Below are 16,765 nucleotides of genomic sequence, written 5' to 3' on the forward strand. Positions count from 1 at the left end.
AATCAGGAAGCAGAAACGTAAAGGCCACGCGCCGCGCACGAAAGGCGTGCCGACGTATCGCTATCTCGAGGCTTGGGCACGGCTGGATTGCTTCGCGAAGTCGTCCGAGGTTTCGCCACTACCGGGTAGTCGGCTGCTGCACGCGTGGCAATGAATGTGCGCGACTTTCGTGCAAGAAACGGAAGGTATGCCGCGTCGTGTCATGGCATGCCGAAAACCCGCGACGGCTTCATGCGTCGCGGGTTTTTCTTTGCGTGAGCGTACGTCCGGATCGGGAAAACACGGAGAGGGTGCCGCGCCGTCGGCAATCGAAGTATGCTGTAGCGCGACCGATACGTGCGACTACCGGACATCGGCCGCGCGCGGCGGATAACCGGCCAGCCCCGTGATTCATCCGGTGGCCAGAATAAACAACCTTCGCCCGCGAGTGGGGGGCGTCAATCATGACCATGCTGCGTTCGTGGGGTGCGATTCTTTCGTCGCTGGTGCTCGTTGCGTGCGCCAGCCTTCCGCCGCAGGCCGATCGTGTACCGACCCATGCGTTCACCGACACGGAAAGCACGCGGCTAGGCGCCGCGTTCCAGCAGCAGGCCAGCACGCATCCGGGGCAGGACGCGTTTCATGTGCTGACCGATCCGGTCGACGCGCTGGATGCGCGCGTGCTGCTTGCCGACCGCGCCGACCGTTCGCTGGACCTCCAGTACTACATCTGGCACGACGACCTGACCGGGCATGAACTGGCCGATGCGATCATTCGCGCGGCCGATCGCGGCGTTCGTGTGCGCGTGCTGCTCGACGATCTCGGCACGAACGCGGACGACCGCAAGCTGCTCGAGATCAGTTCGCACCCGAACATCGAGATCCGGCTGTTCAATCCGGTTGCCACGCGCCGGTTCAAGAAGATCGGCACGGTGTTCGAGTTCTCGCGCGTCAACCGGCGCATGCACAACAAGGCGATGATCGCGGACAACCAGGCGGCGATCGTCGGCGGCCGCAATATCGGCGACGAATACTTCGGTGCATCGACGATGCTGGAGTTCGGCGATATCGATGTCGTTGTCCACGGTCCGGCCGTGAAAGCCATCTCGACGGAATTCGACACGTTCTGGAATTCCCCGTATGCGTATCCGATCGACGCACTGGTCGGGCACGCAGCGGCACCGGGCGGGCTGGATCGCGAGCGCGAACGGTTGCGCGACTACCTGAGGACGATGGAAGACAATCCTTACGTGATCGAGGCCAGGCAGCGGCTCGACCGGATCGTTCACGGGCAGGGCACGGAACTGTCGTGGGGGCACGCGACGGTGCTGTACGACGATCCGTCGAAGATCGCGCATTCGCCGAAGGACAGCGACGGGCACCTGTTGCCGCAGTTGCGCGCCATCGTATTGCAGCCCGAACATGACCTGCTGATCGTGTCGCCGTATTTCGTGCCGGGCAAGGACTTCGTCGAGCGGCTGCGCGCGTATTCGGCGCGCGGCGTGCGCGTGACGGTGCTCACCAATTCGCTTGCGTCGACCGACGTGGCGGCCGTGCATGCCGGCTATCGGCGCTACCGGAGCGATCTCGTGGCGGCCGGCGTGCGGCTTTACGAACGGCGGCCGTCGGGCGACAAGAGCATTTCGAAGGACGTCATCATCGGGTCGTCGCGTGCGTCGCTGCATGCGAAGACCTACGTGTTCGACCACAAGCGCATTTTCATCGGATCGATGAATTTCGATCCGCGCTCGCTGAACCTCAATACCGAGATCGGCGTTTTCTGCGAGAGCCCGGCGATTGCGGCGCAGGTGGCGAACGATCTGGAATCGCGACTCGACCGGATCGCGTGGCGTGTCGAGCCGCGGACCGATCCGGCAGGGAAAGGGCGGCTCAAGTGGATTCAGACCGATTCGGACGGGAAGGTCACCGAGTTCGACCATGACCCCGAAGTGTCGACGGCGCGCCGGATGGAGGTGTGGTTTCTCGGGCTGTTTCCGATCGAATCGCAACTGTGAGCGGCGATGCGTCGTGTGACGCTCAGGGCCGCTTGCGTGCGTGCTGCTCGATGACGGTCGCGAACTGCATCGCCGCTGTCTCGATCGTCGCGTCGTTCAGCCCCGAATACCCGAGCACGAAGCCGTTGTAGCGGCGGCCGTCGCCGACGCCATAGCTGCTCAACGGCTGAAGCTGCAAGCCCTGCGCGGATGCGGCGCGGGCGATGTCGGTGTCGTGCAGCGCAATCGCGAGGTCCGCGGAAAGATGCATGCCGCCCGGGCTGGCCCGAATGCTCAGCGTGGTGCCGAGGTGGCGGGCGAGTGCCGCTTCGAGACTGCTCCGCCGGTCTGCGTAGAGCGCCCTCATCTTGCGCAGGTGCCGCGCAAACAGGCCGGTGTCGATGAATTCGGCCATCGCGAGTTGATCAGCCGAATGACCGCGATGGACGAGTTCGCGCAGCGTGCTGGTGAAGCGGTCGACCAGGATCGGCGGCACCACCATGAAGCCGAGCCGAAGGGCGGGAAACATCGTCTTGCTGAACGTGCCGAGATAGCAGACCGGCGCGTCGGCATGCAGGCCCTGGATCGCGGGCAGCGGCTGCCCGCCGTGGCGGAACTCGCTGTCGTAGTCGTCCTCGATGATCCACGCGCCGCACGTACGCGCGTGCTCGACGAGCGCCGCTCGCCGCCGTGGGCTCATCAGCGCGCCGAGCGGGTATTGATGCGAGGGCGTCGTATAGATCAGCCGGGGCGGTTGCGTGCGCCACTGTTCGCCGGTCGGCGCCATCCCTTCGTGATCGACGTCGATCGGCACGATATTCAGGCCGGTCGACTGGAATGCGGTACGGGCGCCGTTGTAGCAGGGGTTCTCGAGCCAGCCGAACTCGCCGGGATTCGCCAGCATGCGCGCGCACAATTCGAGGCTGCTTTGCGTGCCGTCGGTGATGAAGACCTGCCCGGTTTCGCAGCGCACGCCGCGCGAGACCCGGATATACGCGGCCACGGCGCGCCGCAATTCGGGCAGCCCTTCGACCGGGCCATACGCGAGCTGGGTGGGCTTGATGACTTTCCACGCGCGCTCGATGCAACGGCGCCACTGGGCAACGGGGAATTCGTCGAGTGAAGGGAGGCCGGGGACGAACGGCAGCATGCGTTCGGGTTCGGGGTGGGCGTTTTCGAGCCCGTGCACACGCTCGGACAGGCGAACCGGGGCCGGGCCGTTTTCGTGCGCGGCGCTCGGGCGGCCGCAACCGTCCCATAGCGTGATCGTGCCGTTACGCGTGGCGGCCACGAAGCCTTCCTCGGCAAGGCGCTCGTACGCATAGACCGCCGAATTGCGCGCGATACCCAGCTCCGCTGCGAGCACGCGTGTCGACGCGAGCCGCGTGCCGGGCGGAATGTGCCCGTCCAGCAGCATGTTGCGCAGGTTCCGGTAGAGGGCTTCCTGCTGGCTGTGCGTTGTCGTGCCGTCCTGTCGGGAAAACGATGAGATGAGCAGCGCGAGATCCATGGGCTGGTTCTAAAAAATATCCTTGAGCTGGTTCTTTTTAAGATTCGACGCGCATCGTATTGTTCACGTTCTCGCGGTGCAGGCCAGTACGCTGGCATTTCCGGTGGTCGTTTCGGCTCGGGGCCCGCGCGTATTTTGATCGATTTGGCGAGCGGCTGTCGATAGGCCGATCGAGTGGTCGCTCAGGCGTGGATGCCGCACGATTCCGCTTCGATCCCGAATTCATGCAATTCGCAGTACAAATATATGTTCGAGCGGATACCCGCGACTTGCCGAAATGCGGGCCGATCGATGCGCGCAAGGTCGTGCGAACAGGAAAACGAAACATGAAAGACCAGGCCGTCCTCTCTCCCACATCCCGTACCACCATTCGCCGCCTGCCCGAACTGGCGAATCGCGATCGCGCGATGCTCTACCGTATCGTGGACGACGCGTACGTTTGCCACATCGCGTTCAGCGCCGGCGAGGACACGCATTGCATCCCGACCGCGCACTGGAGACGGGGCGACGACCTCTATATCCACGGGTCCAACGGCAGCAGGATGGTCAAGGCGCTGTCGGCGGGCGCACCGGCCTCCGTCGCCATCACGTTGCTGGACGGGCTGGTGTTGGCCAAGTCGGCCTTCAGTCATTCGATGAATTATCGATCCGCGGTGATCTACGGGCAGTTCGATGTGGTGGAGGGCAGTGCGGAGAAGCTCGAGGCGCTGGATGCCTTCATGGACAAGATCGCCGCGGGTCGCAAGCATGAAGCGCGGCCGGGCAATTCGAAGGAGCTCAACGCGACCAGCGTGCTGCGGATTGCTCTTGCGGAAGCGGCGGTGAAAGTCAGCGACTCGATGCCGTCCGACAAGGACGAAGATCTGGAGCTCGCTGTCTGGTCAGGGATCCTGCCGCTGAAGACGGCGCGCGGCACGCCCATTCATGCCGACGGCAACGTGCCCGTGCCGGACTACGTTCGCAACTGGGCAGATTGAATGGCGCGGCAGGGCCGAGAAGCGTTGACGAAGCAGGCGGCGCGCGTCGCGTGCGATACAAAAGGTGCGCGGCGCGATAGGCCGCGCCGTTTTCACACCGCAGCGTGATCCGTGTCGTGCTGCCGTGGTGTGGCGTTGTCACTCCGGACGGTGTTCGCGCGACTCGTGCTGCGGCGGATGCGATTCCGCAGGGTGCGGATGCGGAGCGGGCGCGTGCTCGGGCGCCGGTTGCCGCGGCGGCGCGGCCGCGTGTTCCTGCGGGTGCGCTTCGTTGCGTGGTTGCGCCTCCTTGTGTTGTTGCTGCTCGGCCGCGTTACGTTGCTGCATTGCTTCGCGCTGTTGTTGCTGCGCCGCGTTGTGTTGCTGCATTTCCTCTCGTTGTTGCTGCTCCTGCCGTGCCGCGTCGTGCTGTTGCATCGCTTCGTGTTGCCGCTGCGCCTCGTTGCGCTGCTGTTGCTGAAGTTGCTGCTGCTGCACGGCCGCGCGATTTTCCGGCGCGGCGCGTTCCTGCTGCATCGCCTGCTGCCGCTCGTCGTGCATCGCGCCGGGCGGGTGCTGCGCCGGTGCATCGGCATGCGGCTCATTCGCGCGGTGCTGCGCGAAGGCTTCTGGCGCCGGCCGGGCACCGGGGCGCGCGTCGTTCGCGGCGAAATGCGGCATCGTCATCGGCGCGGCGCCCGGGCGTTGCTCCATCGCCTGTCCGCGTATCGGCTCCGTACCCGGCTGCATCGTATTGCGTTCGATCGTCGTGTTGTTGGTGACGTTGCCGCCGTAATTGTTCGTGATGCGCGTGTTGCGGATGTTGGTGATGTTGTTGATCACGGTGGTCGACTTCGTCACGTACGTGGTGTGGTTGTACACCACGGCCGGGCGTTGCCAGCCGCCGTTCCAGCGCGGGCCGTCCGGATGCGGCGCGCCCCAGTTCATGCCCCATGCATGCCAGCCCCAGTCGTGGTGTCCGAAGATCGCGGCGCCGACGGCGATGCCGACGCCGAATGTGATCACGCCGGCCGCGACGATTTCGCCGGTGCTGTATGCGGGCGGCCGATACACATAACCGGGGTAGGCTGAAACCGGCTCGCCGTAGACGACGGTCGGGTTGTACGACGGGACGTAGACGACGTCGGGCTGCGCGGACTCGATCTCGATCGCCTGCTCGGGCGGCGGCACGATTGCCGGCCCGGCGTAGACCACGGGCGCGTCGGTGGCCGGCGTATAGCCGGCCGGCGCGGCCTGAGCGACTTGCGTGACCCGCATCTGGCCGCCGGAGCGGAGATGCCCGGACGTCTGCGCGCGCTGGCGCATCACCTGAATCGCGTTCATCACGTCGGTCGGATCGTTGTAGTACGCCTGGCCGAGCGACGTGGTCCAGGCCGGGTTCGACGCCATCTGCGCGAGCACCGCGGGGAACGCGGTCAACGCCTTGACGGACGGGTCCCACGGCTGCGTATCGGCGGCGGTCGCGAGCGCCGGCCCCTTCAGCGACGGATTCTGCGTCACCCAGGTATTGGCGCCCGTCACCTGGTCCGGATACGTTGCACCCGCCAGCACCAGTGCGACGAGCTTGTCGGGGAACAGCGCGATCGGCGCGACCATCTGGTAGAGCTGGTCGGCCGTCGGCGGCGTGTACGCGACCGGTGCCGACGCGGGCAGTGCCGCCGAGGCCGTGTTTGCGTCGCTGGCCGGTACGGCGGCGTTGCTGTCGCTGTTCTTGTTGCAGGCCGACAGGCCGAGCAGCGACACGATGATGGACGACGCGATCAGCGTTCTGACGGGGCGGTGATGTGCACGTGCGGTTTTCATGGTGTTGGTTCGGTGTGGTGCGGCGTTGTCGGGCACGCGGGCCGCGCGATCGGCATCAGCACTGTGCCGAGCCCATGTTCGCATGGCGGGTGTCCCGCGACGAATCGATATATTCAGTTAAACGCACGACACGCACGGAAGGTGTCAGTGGGTTGTGTAACAGTGTGTGTACCTTGCAGTCCGTAAGCGGGTGGGCGCCGGCCGGGTAAGCGATATGAAAGTTGCTTGCGCAACGATTGCAAGGTCGCGAGCGTATCGTCCCGGTGGCATGCTCCGCGAGATTACGCGGAATGCAGAAAACCCGCGACGGCTTTGCAGCCGTCGCGGGTTCTTGTTACGCGGGGGTATGCGGTTCCGGGCGCGCGAAGCGGCGCACGCCCGGAACCGGGGCGGTCAGCCGTCCATCAGCGCGCGAAATCCGACGTGCTCTGGATGAAGGCGTTCAGCTTCGAGATGTTCACGCTGCCGAAGCCCGTCGTCGCGTCCCAGCCGGCCTTCGCCTTGTAGCCGTAGGTGCCGCTGCCGTTGTTGCCGGACGTGACGTCGTGCACCAGCGCCGCGTTGGACGGGAAGTACTTGTAGATGCTCGACGCGGGGAACCCGAGCGCATTGTTGTTGGCCGACTGCAGCCGCGCCCAGATGCCCGTGAAGATCGGCGCGGCGAGACTCGTGCCGCCTTCGTTGTTCAGGTAGCCCGAACCCCACAGCGTGTCGGACGTCTGGCCGTTCACGACGAGAATCGCGCCGGTGCGCAGGTCGGCGTCGAAGCCGACGTCGGGCAGTGCGCGCTTGGTCGACCCCGTGAGGCTCGACGACTGCCACGTCGGCGCGGCCTCGTACTTGCTGTACCCGCCGCCCGTCGACCACACGGTACCCGGCTGCCAGCTCGGATCGTTCCAGACGATCTCGCTGTTGTACGCGTTGGTCGACGAATTGGTGAACAGCGTCGTGCCGCCCACCGCGATCACGTACGGCGACGTGGCCGGCTCGCTCACAGTGTAGGTCGAACGCGACGGCGTGCCGCTCGCGCATTCGTACGCGCCGTGGTCGCCGGCGGAAACGGAGAAGGTTTGCCCTTGCGCGACCGCCTGCTTGAAGATGGTGTCGTCGGTGGCCTGCGAGCCGGTGCTGTTCGCGGACGATTCGCACACGCCGAGCGACACGTTGATCACCTTCGCGACGTTGTCGGTCACGGCCTTGTTGTAGGCGGCCGTGATCGCCGTGAGCGACATCGACGGCGCGGCGTAGAACACGACCTGCTTCACGCTGCCGCCGGCCGCGCCGACGATCGACTGGCTGTCGAGATTCCATTCGACGGTGCCGTCGGTGTCGGTGTACGAACTGCCGGCCGGGCCCGTCTTCACGATGCTGCTGCTGATCGAGCCGAGGCCGTTGTTCGCAGCGAACGTATTGAGGTCGCTCACCGTCTGCGACAGGTCGCCTTCGGAGATGATGCCGACCGTGGTCTGCGAGGCGGTCGGCGTGCCGTCGCCGCCGTAGATCGACGAGAACTCGGTCGGGTTGTGCGGCACGGCCGACGCGCCGGCCGGGATCGTCAGGTTGCTGGTGTTGCCTTGCGGCTTGCTGCCCGCGCCCGTATGCATCAGCTCGACGTTCTGCAGGCCGAGCACCGTACCGACGATGCCGCCGATCCCGTTCGGCACTTGCGCGGCATCGGTGTTCGCATAGACGCTGCGGCCGTTGCGCGTGAAGCGCTTGAGGGTCGTGCGGAACGCGGACTTGATGGTTGCCGCGGTGCCCGACGCGGACACCAGCAGCCGGTTCGGCGCGACCACGATATTCACGAAGCCTGCCTTGCGCAGGTGTGCGACGACGGATGCGACCTGCTGGTCGGTCGGCGCATATTGCGCGGCGAACTGCGCAGGCGTGAGGAACTGCCGGTAGTGCGGCGAGCCGGGCGTATGCAGGTCGCGCAGGTACTGGTCGAGCTGGGCTTCGTTGCGCAGGTTCAGCCCGAGCACGACGTCCACCGATTCGCCGGGCGCCATTTCGATGGCCGCAGCGGCAGCGGCGGCCGTGCTCGCGGCGGGCGCGCCGGCGGTGCCGGCTTCGTTTTGCTGCACGAGCGGCAGGAACCCCTTGGTGCGCGTTTCCGTCCAGCCGGCCGCGGGCGCGGCATGGGCGGTCGCCATGCCGAACGAAGCGGCGGCTGCGGCGGCGAATACGAGTTTCACGAGGCGAATGTGCTTCTGTTTCTTGTTTGCAACCTGATTCATTTGAATTACCCCTCCGGTTGAACATCGAACTGCACGAACAACAACGGTCGACAACGGTGCGGGTGATGCACCGCCGCTTTCTGCCGCATGCGTGCGGATGACACGGACGCGGCAGGGCCTTTCGCCCGATCCGGAAAGCGGTTTTTCTCCGGGGGCGAAATACGGAAAACGCGGTAACGGGGAGGCTGCGCCGCGCTGCGGGGCAGCCGTGCCGGACATGGCGCGGGCGGGATTGCTAGAGCAACAACTTCGTTGTCCTGCTCATTTGATTCGATCCTTCGGCCTGCTGCCGGATGGCAGCCGTCCAGTGAGATGCATCGGAATGTTGCACGCGCCGGCGTGAAAGCGTGTCATCCGGCGGCGAGCACGTCGGTGCAGCGGAAGCGAAAAAACGTGGAGCGGAATCGATTGCGTGGTGAGCAATTCGTCAGATTGCTTGCATCGGACGGTATCAAGAACGAAAGCGGGGTTTCAAACTTTTTTTGATTATATGAAACAAAATTAAATCGAATAAAGCGCAATGATTTTGAAAAGATCGGCGGCTATTTGTAATGTTCGAAACCGGTAAGGCAGGTAATGCCGAACGTGACTCGCCGATCCTTTCCGAGGCGTTTTGAAACGGGCAATCGTTATCGAGGAAATGCTCGAATGGCAGGGGCCCGTCGCGGGATGTCGAATTCGAGGACGGCATCGCCGCACAGCGACGCGAGATGGCGGACCTGTCCGCCGTGCGCTTCGACGACCGTGCGAACGACGCACACGCCGAGACCGGTTTCGTCGAACCGGCGCGTGCCCTGGTCTTCGATCCGGACGATCGCGCCCGCGGGCCGTTCTTTGACGGAGAGTTTCAGTTTGCCGGGGGTGGAGCGGCGCCGTACGTCGTCGAACAGCGCGAGCACGGCCTGCCGGATGCGTGCGCCGTCGCAGGCCAGGACGATCGTGTCGGCCTCCAGAGCGACGACGAACCCCGCTTCTCGAAGCGCGTCGCGTGCGGAATCGATGGCATGTTCGATCTCGCGGTCGAGTGCCGCCGGTTGCAGATCGAGTATCAGCGCAGCGGGTCGTTCGGCTAGCTGAAGATCGTCGACGAGCCGGAATAGCCCGTCGACATGATGCAGCAGCGCGTCGCGTGAAAGCGCATCGGCGCCGGTGGCGAGCGCCTTGATGGCATCGAGGCGGGTTTCGAGATCCGCGAGCGGCGTGCGCATGTCGTGGCGGATGGTGCCGTTGGCGGCGGCCGCATTGGATGAAGGGGCGTGTTTCAGTCGATGAGTCATCGCATTGAAGTGCTCGATGAAGCGCGACATGTCGGCCGGGCAGTCGTCGCGGGAAACTGCGCGCGCCGACGGATCGCCGGCAGCGATGCGGCCGGCGGATTCCGCAACCGCGTCGAGCGACCGGAGCGTGCGACGCATCAGCCTGACGAGGTCGAACGCGGCCGTCAGCAGGCAGACGAGCAGCGCCGTCGCGAGCACAAGGTAAGTGGACGCGCTGTGGATCATCGCGTCGGCCGTTGCGTCGTGCGGCAACGCGGCCGGCTTATGCAGCGCGTAGATGAAGAATGCAACGGTGCAGGCGATCAGCACGACGACGAGCGCGCCCGTGCCGATCGTCTGCCCGATATGCCGGCCGGGCCGCGCCGGCAGCGTCACTGCAAACCCCGCAGCCGGTAGCCGACGCCGCGCATCACTTCGGGCATGCCCGGCGCGCCGGCCTGTTCGAGCTTCTTGCGCAGCCTGCAGATGTGGCTGTCGACCGTGCGTTCCAGCGCGCTGACGTCGGCCATGCACGCATCGAGCAGTTCGCCGCGCGTGAACACGCGGCTCGGCGATCGCGCCATGTGCGCGAGCAGCCGGAACTCCGTCAGCGTCAGCGTGATCGGCACCTCGACGGAACGCGTCCGCACGCGGGCCAGATAGCTGTCGGTGTCGATCTCCAGGTCGCCGACGCGCAGCACGCGTGTGGGCGGTGGCGCGGCCGACCGGCGCAGGATCGCGCGCAGCCGCGCGACGACCTCGGCCGGGTTGAACGGCTTGACGATGTAGTCGTCTGCGCCGGCATGCAGCGCCTGCAGCCGGTCGAGGTCGCGGTCGAATGCGGTGAGGACGACGACGGGCGTATTGCCGCGCTGCCGAAGCTCGGTGAGTACAGCCCAGCCGTTTTTCTGCGGCATCTTCACGTCGAGCAGGATCAGGTCGGGCTTCAGGCGCGGTTGTACATCGAGCACCGCTTGACCGTCGGCGACGCGGTAGGTGCGAAAGCCGTCGTGCTTCAGGTATGCATCGAGGATGTCCGAAATGTCGGGCTCGTCTTCTGCAATCAGTATCAGGGAATTCGTCATGGAGTTTGCCGTGCGATGTCGAACAATCGGGGCAGCCCGTTGCCGGGCCGGGTTGCACCGTACCGTCCCGCCGTCGTGCCGGACGGTACGGTGCCGTTCGTTCAGTCCTGCACCACGCTCTTCGACGCCGCGACGTCCTTGTCCGTCAGGCCGCCGCCGAGTGCCTTGTACAGCGCAACGGCGTTGCTGAGCTCGCTGCGGCGCAGGTCGAGCAGCGCCTGCCGTGCCGAATAGAGCTGCCGCTGCGAATCGAGCAGTTCCAGCCGTCCTTCGACGCCCGCGCGATAGCGCAGGTTCGACAGGTCGGTGCGGCGTTCGGCCGAGCCAACCACGCGCGTCTGCGCTTCGATCTGGCGGCCGAAGGTTTCGCGCCCGGCGAGACCGTCGGCCACTTCGCGGAACGCGGTCTGGATCGAGCGTTCGTACTCGGCGACGGCGCTGGACTTGCGCACTTCCGCGAGACGCAGCTCGGAACGTAGCCGGCCGCCCTGGAAGATCGGCACCGTGACCTGCGGCGCGAAGCTCCACGTGCGCTGTCCGCCGTCGAACAGGCTGCCCATCGCCGGGCTGAGGAAGCCGATCGACGACGTCAGCGACAGGCGCGGGAAGAACGCGGCGCGCGCGGCGCCGATATCGGCATTCGCAGCGACGAGATTCTGTTCGGCCTGCTGGAGATCCGGGCGGCGGAACAGCAGCTCGGACGGCAGGCCGGCCGGCAGTTGCGTCATCACGGGCTGCTGCTGAAGCGGCACCGGATCGGGCAGATCCTTCGGCAGCTCGGTGCCGACCAGCAGGCGCAGTGCGTTGCGTGCCTGCTCGACGGCGCGCGTGCGCGCTTCGAGATCGGCCGTGGCGCTCGCGACCTGGCCTTCGGCCTGTGCGATGTCGACGCCGCTCGCCTGATGCGCTTCCTTCAGGCGGCGCGCGAGATCGAGCGACTGCTGCCAGTCGGCGAGCGTGCGCTCGGACAACTGGCGTTGCTCCTGCGCGAGGCGTTCGGCGAAATAGGCATCCGCGACGCCGCCGACCAGCGAGATCTGCACCGCGCGGCGGCCATGATCGGTCGCGAGGTAGCGCGCGAAGGCCGCATCCGACATCGATTTCACGCGGCCGAACAGGTCGATCTCGAACGCGCTGATGCCGAGGTTCACGCCGTACTGGTTCTGCGTCGTGCCGAACAGCGGCGGACTCGACTGCGTGTCGTCCGACGTGCGCTGGCGCGTGAAGTTCGCACCGGCGCCGATCGACGGCAGGCGCGCGGAACGCTGGATGCCGTATTGCGCTTCGGCAGCTTCGACGTTCAGCGCCGCCAGGCGCAGGTCGCGGTTGTGCTCGAGCGCCAGCTCGATCAGGCGCTGCAGGCGGCGATCGCCGAACATCGTGCGCCAGCCGAGATCGGCGGCGTTGGCCTTGAGGTCGGCGGCTGCGGCGGCCGTGTAGGCCGTCGGCACCGGCATCGAGGGTTTGACCAGCGTCGGCGCCAGCGAGCAGGCCGACAGGGCGAGGACGAGGGGAAGAATAAGCAATCGCATGGCATCAACCTTCCTGTCCGTGAGTCGGGGCGGCCGGCTGCTTGCGGGAAGCCCGCCATGCGCCGATGCGCTCCTGGATGCTCATCACGAACACAAAGAAAACAGGGACGAAGAAAATGGCCAGTACCGTGGCGGTCACCATGCCGCCGAACACGCCGGTACCGATCGCGTGCTGCGTTTCGGCGCTGGCGCCGGTCGCGATCATCAGCGGCACGACACCGAGGCCGAACGCGAGCGAGGTCATCAGGATCGGGCGCAGGCGCAGCTTCGACGCCTGCACGGCCGCTTCGATCAACCCCTTGCCTTCCTCGCGCAACTGCTTCGCGAACTCGACGATCAGGATCGCGTTCTTCGCGGACAGGCCGATCACGGTGATCATCCCGACCTTGAAGAACACGTCGTTCGGCATCCCGCGCAGCAGCACCGCACCGATCGCGCCGATCAGGCCGAGCGGCACCACCAGCATCACCGACAGCGGGATCGACCAGCTTTCGTACAGTGCGGCAAGCACCAGGAACACGACGATCATCGACAGCGCCATCAGCATCGGCGCCTGCGACGCCGACTGGCGTTCCTGCAGCGACTGGCCGGTCCACTCGACCGCGAAGCCCGGCGGCAGTTGCGCGGCGAGACGTTCCATCTCGGCCATCGCCGCACCGCTCGACTGGCCCGGGGCGGCGGTGCCCGAGATCCGCGCCGACGGATAGCCCTTGAAGCGCACCATCTGCAGCGGCGTCTCGGCCCACACCGGGCGCACCACCTCGGACATCGGCACCATGCCGCCGGCTGCGTTGCGCACGTACAGCTTCATCACGTTGTCGATCTGCATGCGCGCGGGTGCATCGGCCTGGATGATCACCTGCTGCATGCGGCCTGCGTTCGGGAAGTCGTTCACGTAGGTCGAACCCATTGCGGTCGACAGCGTGTCGCTGAGCGTCGTGAACGACACGCCGAGCGCCTGCGCTTTCGCGCGGTCGATCTCGAGGCGGATGCTCGTGCCGGCCGGCAGGCTGTCCGGATACACGCCGGTCACGACCTTGCTTTGCGCGGCGAGTTCGAGCAGCTTGGCTTCCGCCGCCTTGAGCGCGGCAGTGCCCTGGTTGGCGCGGTCTTCAAGGCGCATCGAGAAGCCCGAGCTGTTGCCGAGTTCGTCGATCGCCGGCGGCAGCAAGCTCATCACCGTGCCTTCGGTTACGCCGGCCATCGCCTGCTGCGCGAGCATGCCTTCCTCGATCGTCGACGAGCCGCCGCGGTTCTTCCAGTCCTTCATCACGGACCAGTTGATCGCCGCGTTCGGACCTTGGCCCGAGAAGCCGTAGCCGATCACGGAAATGCTCGACTGGATTGCCGGACGCGAAGCAAGATGCTTCTCCAGCGTCTTGACCACATCGTGCGTACGCTCGGCGGTAGCGTCTGCGGGCAGCAGAAAGCTGGTGATGAAGTAGCCCTGGTCCTCGTCCGGCAGGAACGACGATGGCAGGCTGCGGAAGCCGAACACCAGCGCGCCCGAAATCGCGACGAACACCAGCATCACGCGGCCCGTGCGGCCGACCAGGCGGCCGACGCGCGTCTCGTACCATTTCGTCAGGCGGTCGAAGCGGCGGTTGAACCAGCCGAAGAAGCCGCGCTTTTCGTGGTGGCCCGGTTCGAGCGGCTTGAGCATCGTTGCGCACAGGGCCGGCGTGAGCGTCAGCGCCAGCAGCGCCGAGAACAGGATCGACACGGCCATCGACATCGTGAACTGCTTGTAGATCACGCCGACCGAGCCGCTTGCCATCGCCATCGGCAGGAACACCGCGGTCAGCACCAGCGTGACGCCGACGATCGCGCCGGTGATCTCCTTCATCGCCTTCGACGTCGCGTCCTTCGGCGACAGTCCTTCCTCGGCCATCAGGCGTTCGACGTTCTCGACGACGACGATCGCATCGTCGACGATGATGCCGATCGCGAGCACCATGCCGAACATCGTCAGCACGTTGATCGAGAAACCGGTCAGCAGCATCACCGTGAACGTACCGAGCATCGCGACCGGCGCGACGATGGCCGGGATCAGCGTATAGCGCACGTTCTGCAGGAACAGGTACATCACGAGGAACACGAGCACCATCGCTTCGAGCAGCGTGTGCAGCACTTTCTCGATCGAGATCTTCACGAACGGCGACGTGTCGAGCGGGATCGAGTAGGTCATGCCCGATGGCATCGACTTGCTCAGTTCGGCCATGCGCGCACGGATCGCGTCCGCGGTCTTCACCGCGTTGGCGCCCGGTGCGAGCTGCACGCCGGCGAGGGTGGCCGGCTTGTTGTTCTCGCGGCTCACGAACGTGTAGTTCTGCGAGCCGAGCTCGACGCGCGCGACGTCGCCGAGCACGACCTTCGAGCCGTCCGCGTTCGCACGCAGCACGACCTTCGCGAACTCTTCCGGCGTCGTGAGCTGGCCCTGCGCGGTGAGCGGCACGGTCACGCGCTGGCCCGGCAGCGCGGGCAGCGCACCAAGGCTGCCCGGTGCGATCTGGACGTTCTGCTGGCCGATCGCGGTCGTCAGGTCGCTCATCGACAGGCCGAAATTGATCAGCTTCTGCGGATCGACCCAGATGCGCATCGCGCGTTCGGAGCCGAACTGCAGCACACGCCCGACGCCGTCGACTCGCCGGAGCTCCTCGGACACGCTGCGCGCCATGTAGTCGGCGAGCGCGCTTTCGTCGAAGCGGCCGTTGTCGGAGCGCAGGCCGACGATCATCAGAAAGCCGGACGAAGCGGATTCGACGATCAGCCCGTTCTGGCGCACGGCCGCGGGCAGGCGCGGCTCGACCGACTTGATCTTGTTCTGCACGTCGACCTGCGCCAACTCCGGATTGGTGCCGGGCTTGAACGTCACGGTGATCTGCGCAGAGCCGGACGTATCGGCCGACGATTCGAAGTACAGCAGGTTCTTGACGCCGGACAGTTCGCGCTCGATGAGGCTCAGCACGCCGTCGTTCATCGTCTGCGGCGTGGCGCCGGGGTAGCTCGCGGTGATCGTGACGGACGGCGGCGCGACTGACGGGTAGCGCGCGACCGGCAGTTGCGGGATCGCGATCAGCCCCGTCAGGATGATGAAGAGCGCGATCACCCAGGCAAACACCGGGCGTCGGATAAAGAATTCAGCCATGACTGGAGGCTCCTCGTGACTCAGTGCGCGGACGCGGTGGCGGCCGCGTCAGGCGACTTCCAGTCGGTCGCGGCGGCCGGCGCGCCGTCGATCAGGCGTTCCATGCCTTCGACGACGACCTTCTGGCCGGCCTGCAGGCCCGACTTGATGCGATAGCTGCGGTTCGTCAGTTCGCCGACTTCGACAGCCTTCAGATGCGCGGTACCCTTCGCGTCGAGCACCCATACCTGCGGCTTGCCGCCGGCGCGTACGACCGCCTGTTGCGGCACCATCACCGCGTTCGCGTAGTGCGCGCGCGGAATGCGGGCACGCACGTACATGCCCGGCAGCAGCTGGCGTTTCGGGTTGTCGACCAGCACGCGCAGCAGCACGTCGCCGGTGCCCGGATCGACGTTGACGCCCGAGAACAGCATGCGGCCCTTCACGTCGTAACGCGTGTCGTCGTCGCGCAGCACGTCGACCGGCAGGCCGTTGCTGTCCGACGTTCGCGGTTGCGCCGCGAGTGCGCCGCGCAACGATTCGAGCGACGCGGCGGGCTGGCGCACGTCCACGTAGACCTGGTCGATCTGCTGGATGCGCGCCATCGGCTGGCTGTCGCCGCTCGACACCAGCGCGCCTTCGGTCACGAGCGCCTGGTCGATGCGGCCGGCGATCGGCGCTTCAACGGTCGCGAACTTCAAGTCGAGCTGGCGGCGCGCGAGCGTCGCGCGGGCCTGCGCCACGTCGGCAGCGGCCTGGTCGCGTTGCGAGACGGCGTCGTCGTACACCTGGCGACTGATCGCGTCGGCTTCGACGAGCGGCTTGAAGCGGGCCGTCTGCACCTTGGCGCGTTCGAGCGCGGCCTGCGCACGCTGCAGCGATGCCGCGGCCGTGTCCATTTCAGCCTTGAACGGCGCCGGATTGATCTGGAACAGCGGCTGGCCCATGCGTACTTCGGTGCCTTGTTCGAACAGGCGGCGCTGCACGATGCCGCTCACCTGCGGCCGGATCTCGGCCACCCGCACGGCCGCGACGCGGCCCGGCAGATCCTCGGTGACGTCGAGGGGCGTGGCTGCCACGGTCATGGCCGCAACCGGGGTGGCCGGTGCGGCGGCCTGCTGTTCGGAGGGCCCGCAACCCGCCAGCATTGCCGCCACCAGCGCGCATACCGTGCTGTAGCAGCATCGTTTCTGATTTTTCATCGCGACTCCAGGAAACGCAGGCAGCCCACTGCCTGCTTTGACGGGGCGGAGTTTGCGTGGATT

At 66.1% G+C, this 16,765-nt stretch carries 10 protein-coding genes; 2 read left to right on the forward strand and 8 right to left on the reverse strand.

Features of this window, described 5'->3' with window-relative positions; translation table 11 throughout:
• Positions 1–443 precede the first annotated feature (443 nt).
• Positions 444–1,994 carry a phospholipase D family protein gene (locus tag OHZ10_RS23565; protein ID WP_174992764.1) on the forward strand — a complete coding sequence of 517 codons (1,551 nt, stop codon included), beginning with the start codon at positions 444–446 and terminating at the stop codon, positions 1,992–1,994.
• A gap of 22 nt (positions 1,995–2,016) precedes the next feature.
• Here the strand turns inward: OHZ10_RS23565 and OHZ10_RS23570 are convergent, their stop codons facing one another.
• The gene (locus OHZ10_RS23570) at positions 2,017–3,483 is read right to left on the reverse strand and encodes a PLP-dependent aminotransferase family protein (RefSeq protein WP_342705885.1); all 1,467 of its coding nucleotides are present in this window, start codon (positions 3,481–3,483) and stop codon (positions 2,017–2,019) included.
• A gap of 326 nt (positions 3,484–3,809) precedes the next feature.
• On the opposite strand from OHZ10_RS23570, the gene OHZ10_RS23575 reads away from it, so the two are divergent.
• Positions 3,810–4,460, forward strand: coding sequence for a pyridoxamine 5'-phosphate oxidase family protein (locus OHZ10_RS23575; RefSeq protein WP_340625181.1), 651 nt, complete (start codon positions 3,810–3,812; stop codon positions 4,458–4,460).
• 138 nt (positions 4,461–4,598) lie between these two features.
• On the opposite strand, the gene OHZ10_RS23580 is transcribed toward OHZ10_RS23575, so the two are convergent.
• The 7 genes from OHZ10_RS23580 to OHZ10_RS23610 form a co-directional block, all read right to left on the reverse strand.
• Positions 4,599–6,263, reverse strand: a complete 1,665-nt coding sequence (locus OHZ10_RS23580) for a DUF3300 domain-containing protein (protein ID WP_340625180.1) — start codon at positions 6,261–6,263, stop codon at positions 4,599–4,601.
• A gap of 404 nt (positions 6,264–6,667) precedes the next feature.
• Complete coding sequence (locus tag OHZ10_RS23585) at positions 6,668–8,500, reverse strand: S53 family peptidase (protein ID WP_342705886.1); 1,833 nt, start codon at positions 8,498–8,500, stop codon at positions 6,668–6,670.
• Between the two features lie 629 nt (positions 8,501–9,129).
• A complete protein-coding gene (locus OHZ10_RS23590; protein ID WP_226195959.1) occupies positions 9,130–9,975 on the reverse strand; it encodes a sensor histidine kinase in 846 nt (281 codons plus the stop codon).
• Positions 9,976–10,148: 173 nt separating this feature from the next.
• Positions 10,149–10,841: a response regulator gene (locus tag OHZ10_RS23595; protein WP_256086616.1), complete on the reverse strand. Its 693-nt coding sequence runs from the start codon at positions 10,839–10,841 to the stop codon at positions 10,149–10,151.
• A 101-nt stretch (positions 10,842–10,942) separates the two neighbouring features.
• Entirely contained in the window at positions 10,943–12,373 is a 1,431-nt protein-coding gene (locus OHZ10_RS23600) for an efflux transporter outer membrane subunit (protein WP_174992758.1), read from the reverse strand.
• A 4-nt stretch (positions 12,374–12,377) separates the two neighbouring features.
• Positions 12,378–15,521, reverse strand: coding sequence for a multidrug efflux RND transporter permease subunit (locus tag OHZ10_RS23605; protein WP_059237292.1), 3,144 nt, complete (start codon positions 15,519–15,521; stop codon positions 12,378–12,380).
• Positions 15,522–15,541: 20 nt separating this feature from the next.
• A complete protein-coding gene (locus OHZ10_RS23610) occupies positions 15,542–16,702 on the reverse strand; it encodes an efflux RND transporter periplasmic adaptor subunit (protein ID WP_342705887.1) in 1,161 nt (386 codons plus the stop codon).
• Positions 16,703–16,765 lie beyond the last annotated feature (63 nt).

The organism is Burkholderia arboris (assembly GCF_038723655.1).
Lineage (GTDB): Bacteria > Pseudomonadota > Gammaproteobacteria > Burkholderiales > Burkholderiaceae > Burkholderia > Burkholderia arboris.

Coding starts and splice junctions, on each gene's coding strand:
- OHZ10_RS23565 (WP_174992764.1), top strand. CDS start 444: ATGACCATGCTGCGTTCGTGGGGTGCGATTCTTTCGTCGCTGGTGCTC.
- OHZ10_RS23570 (WP_342705885.1), bottom strand. CDS start 3,483: ATGGATCTCGCGCTGCTCATCTCATCGTTTTCCCGACAGGACGGCACG.
- OHZ10_RS23575 (WP_340625181.1), top strand. CDS start 3,810: ATGAAAGACCAGGCCGTCCTCTCTCCCACATCCCGTACCACCATTCGC.
- OHZ10_RS23580 (WP_340625180.1), bottom strand. CDS start 6,263: ATGAAAACCGCACGTGCACATCACCGCCCCGTCAGAACGCTGATCGCG.
- OHZ10_RS23585 (WP_342705886.1), bottom strand. CDS start 8,500: ATGAATCAGGTTGCAAACAAGAAACAGAAGCACATTCGCCTCGTGAAA.
- OHZ10_RS23595 (WP_256086616.1), bottom strand. CDS start 10,841: ATGACGAATTCCCTGATACTGATTGCAGAAGACGAGCCCGACATTTCG.
- OHZ10_RS23600 (WP_174992758.1), bottom strand. CDS start 12,373: ATGCGATTGCTTATTCTTCCCCTCGTCCTCGCCCTGTCGGCCTGCTCG.
- OHZ10_RS23605 (WP_059237292.1), bottom strand. CDS start 15,521: ATGGCTGAATTCTTTATCCGACGCCCGGTGTTTGCCTGGGTGATCGCG.
- OHZ10_RS23610 (WP_342705887.1), bottom strand. CDS start 16,702: ATGAAAAATCAGAAACGATGCTGCTACAGCACGGTATGCGCGCTGGTG.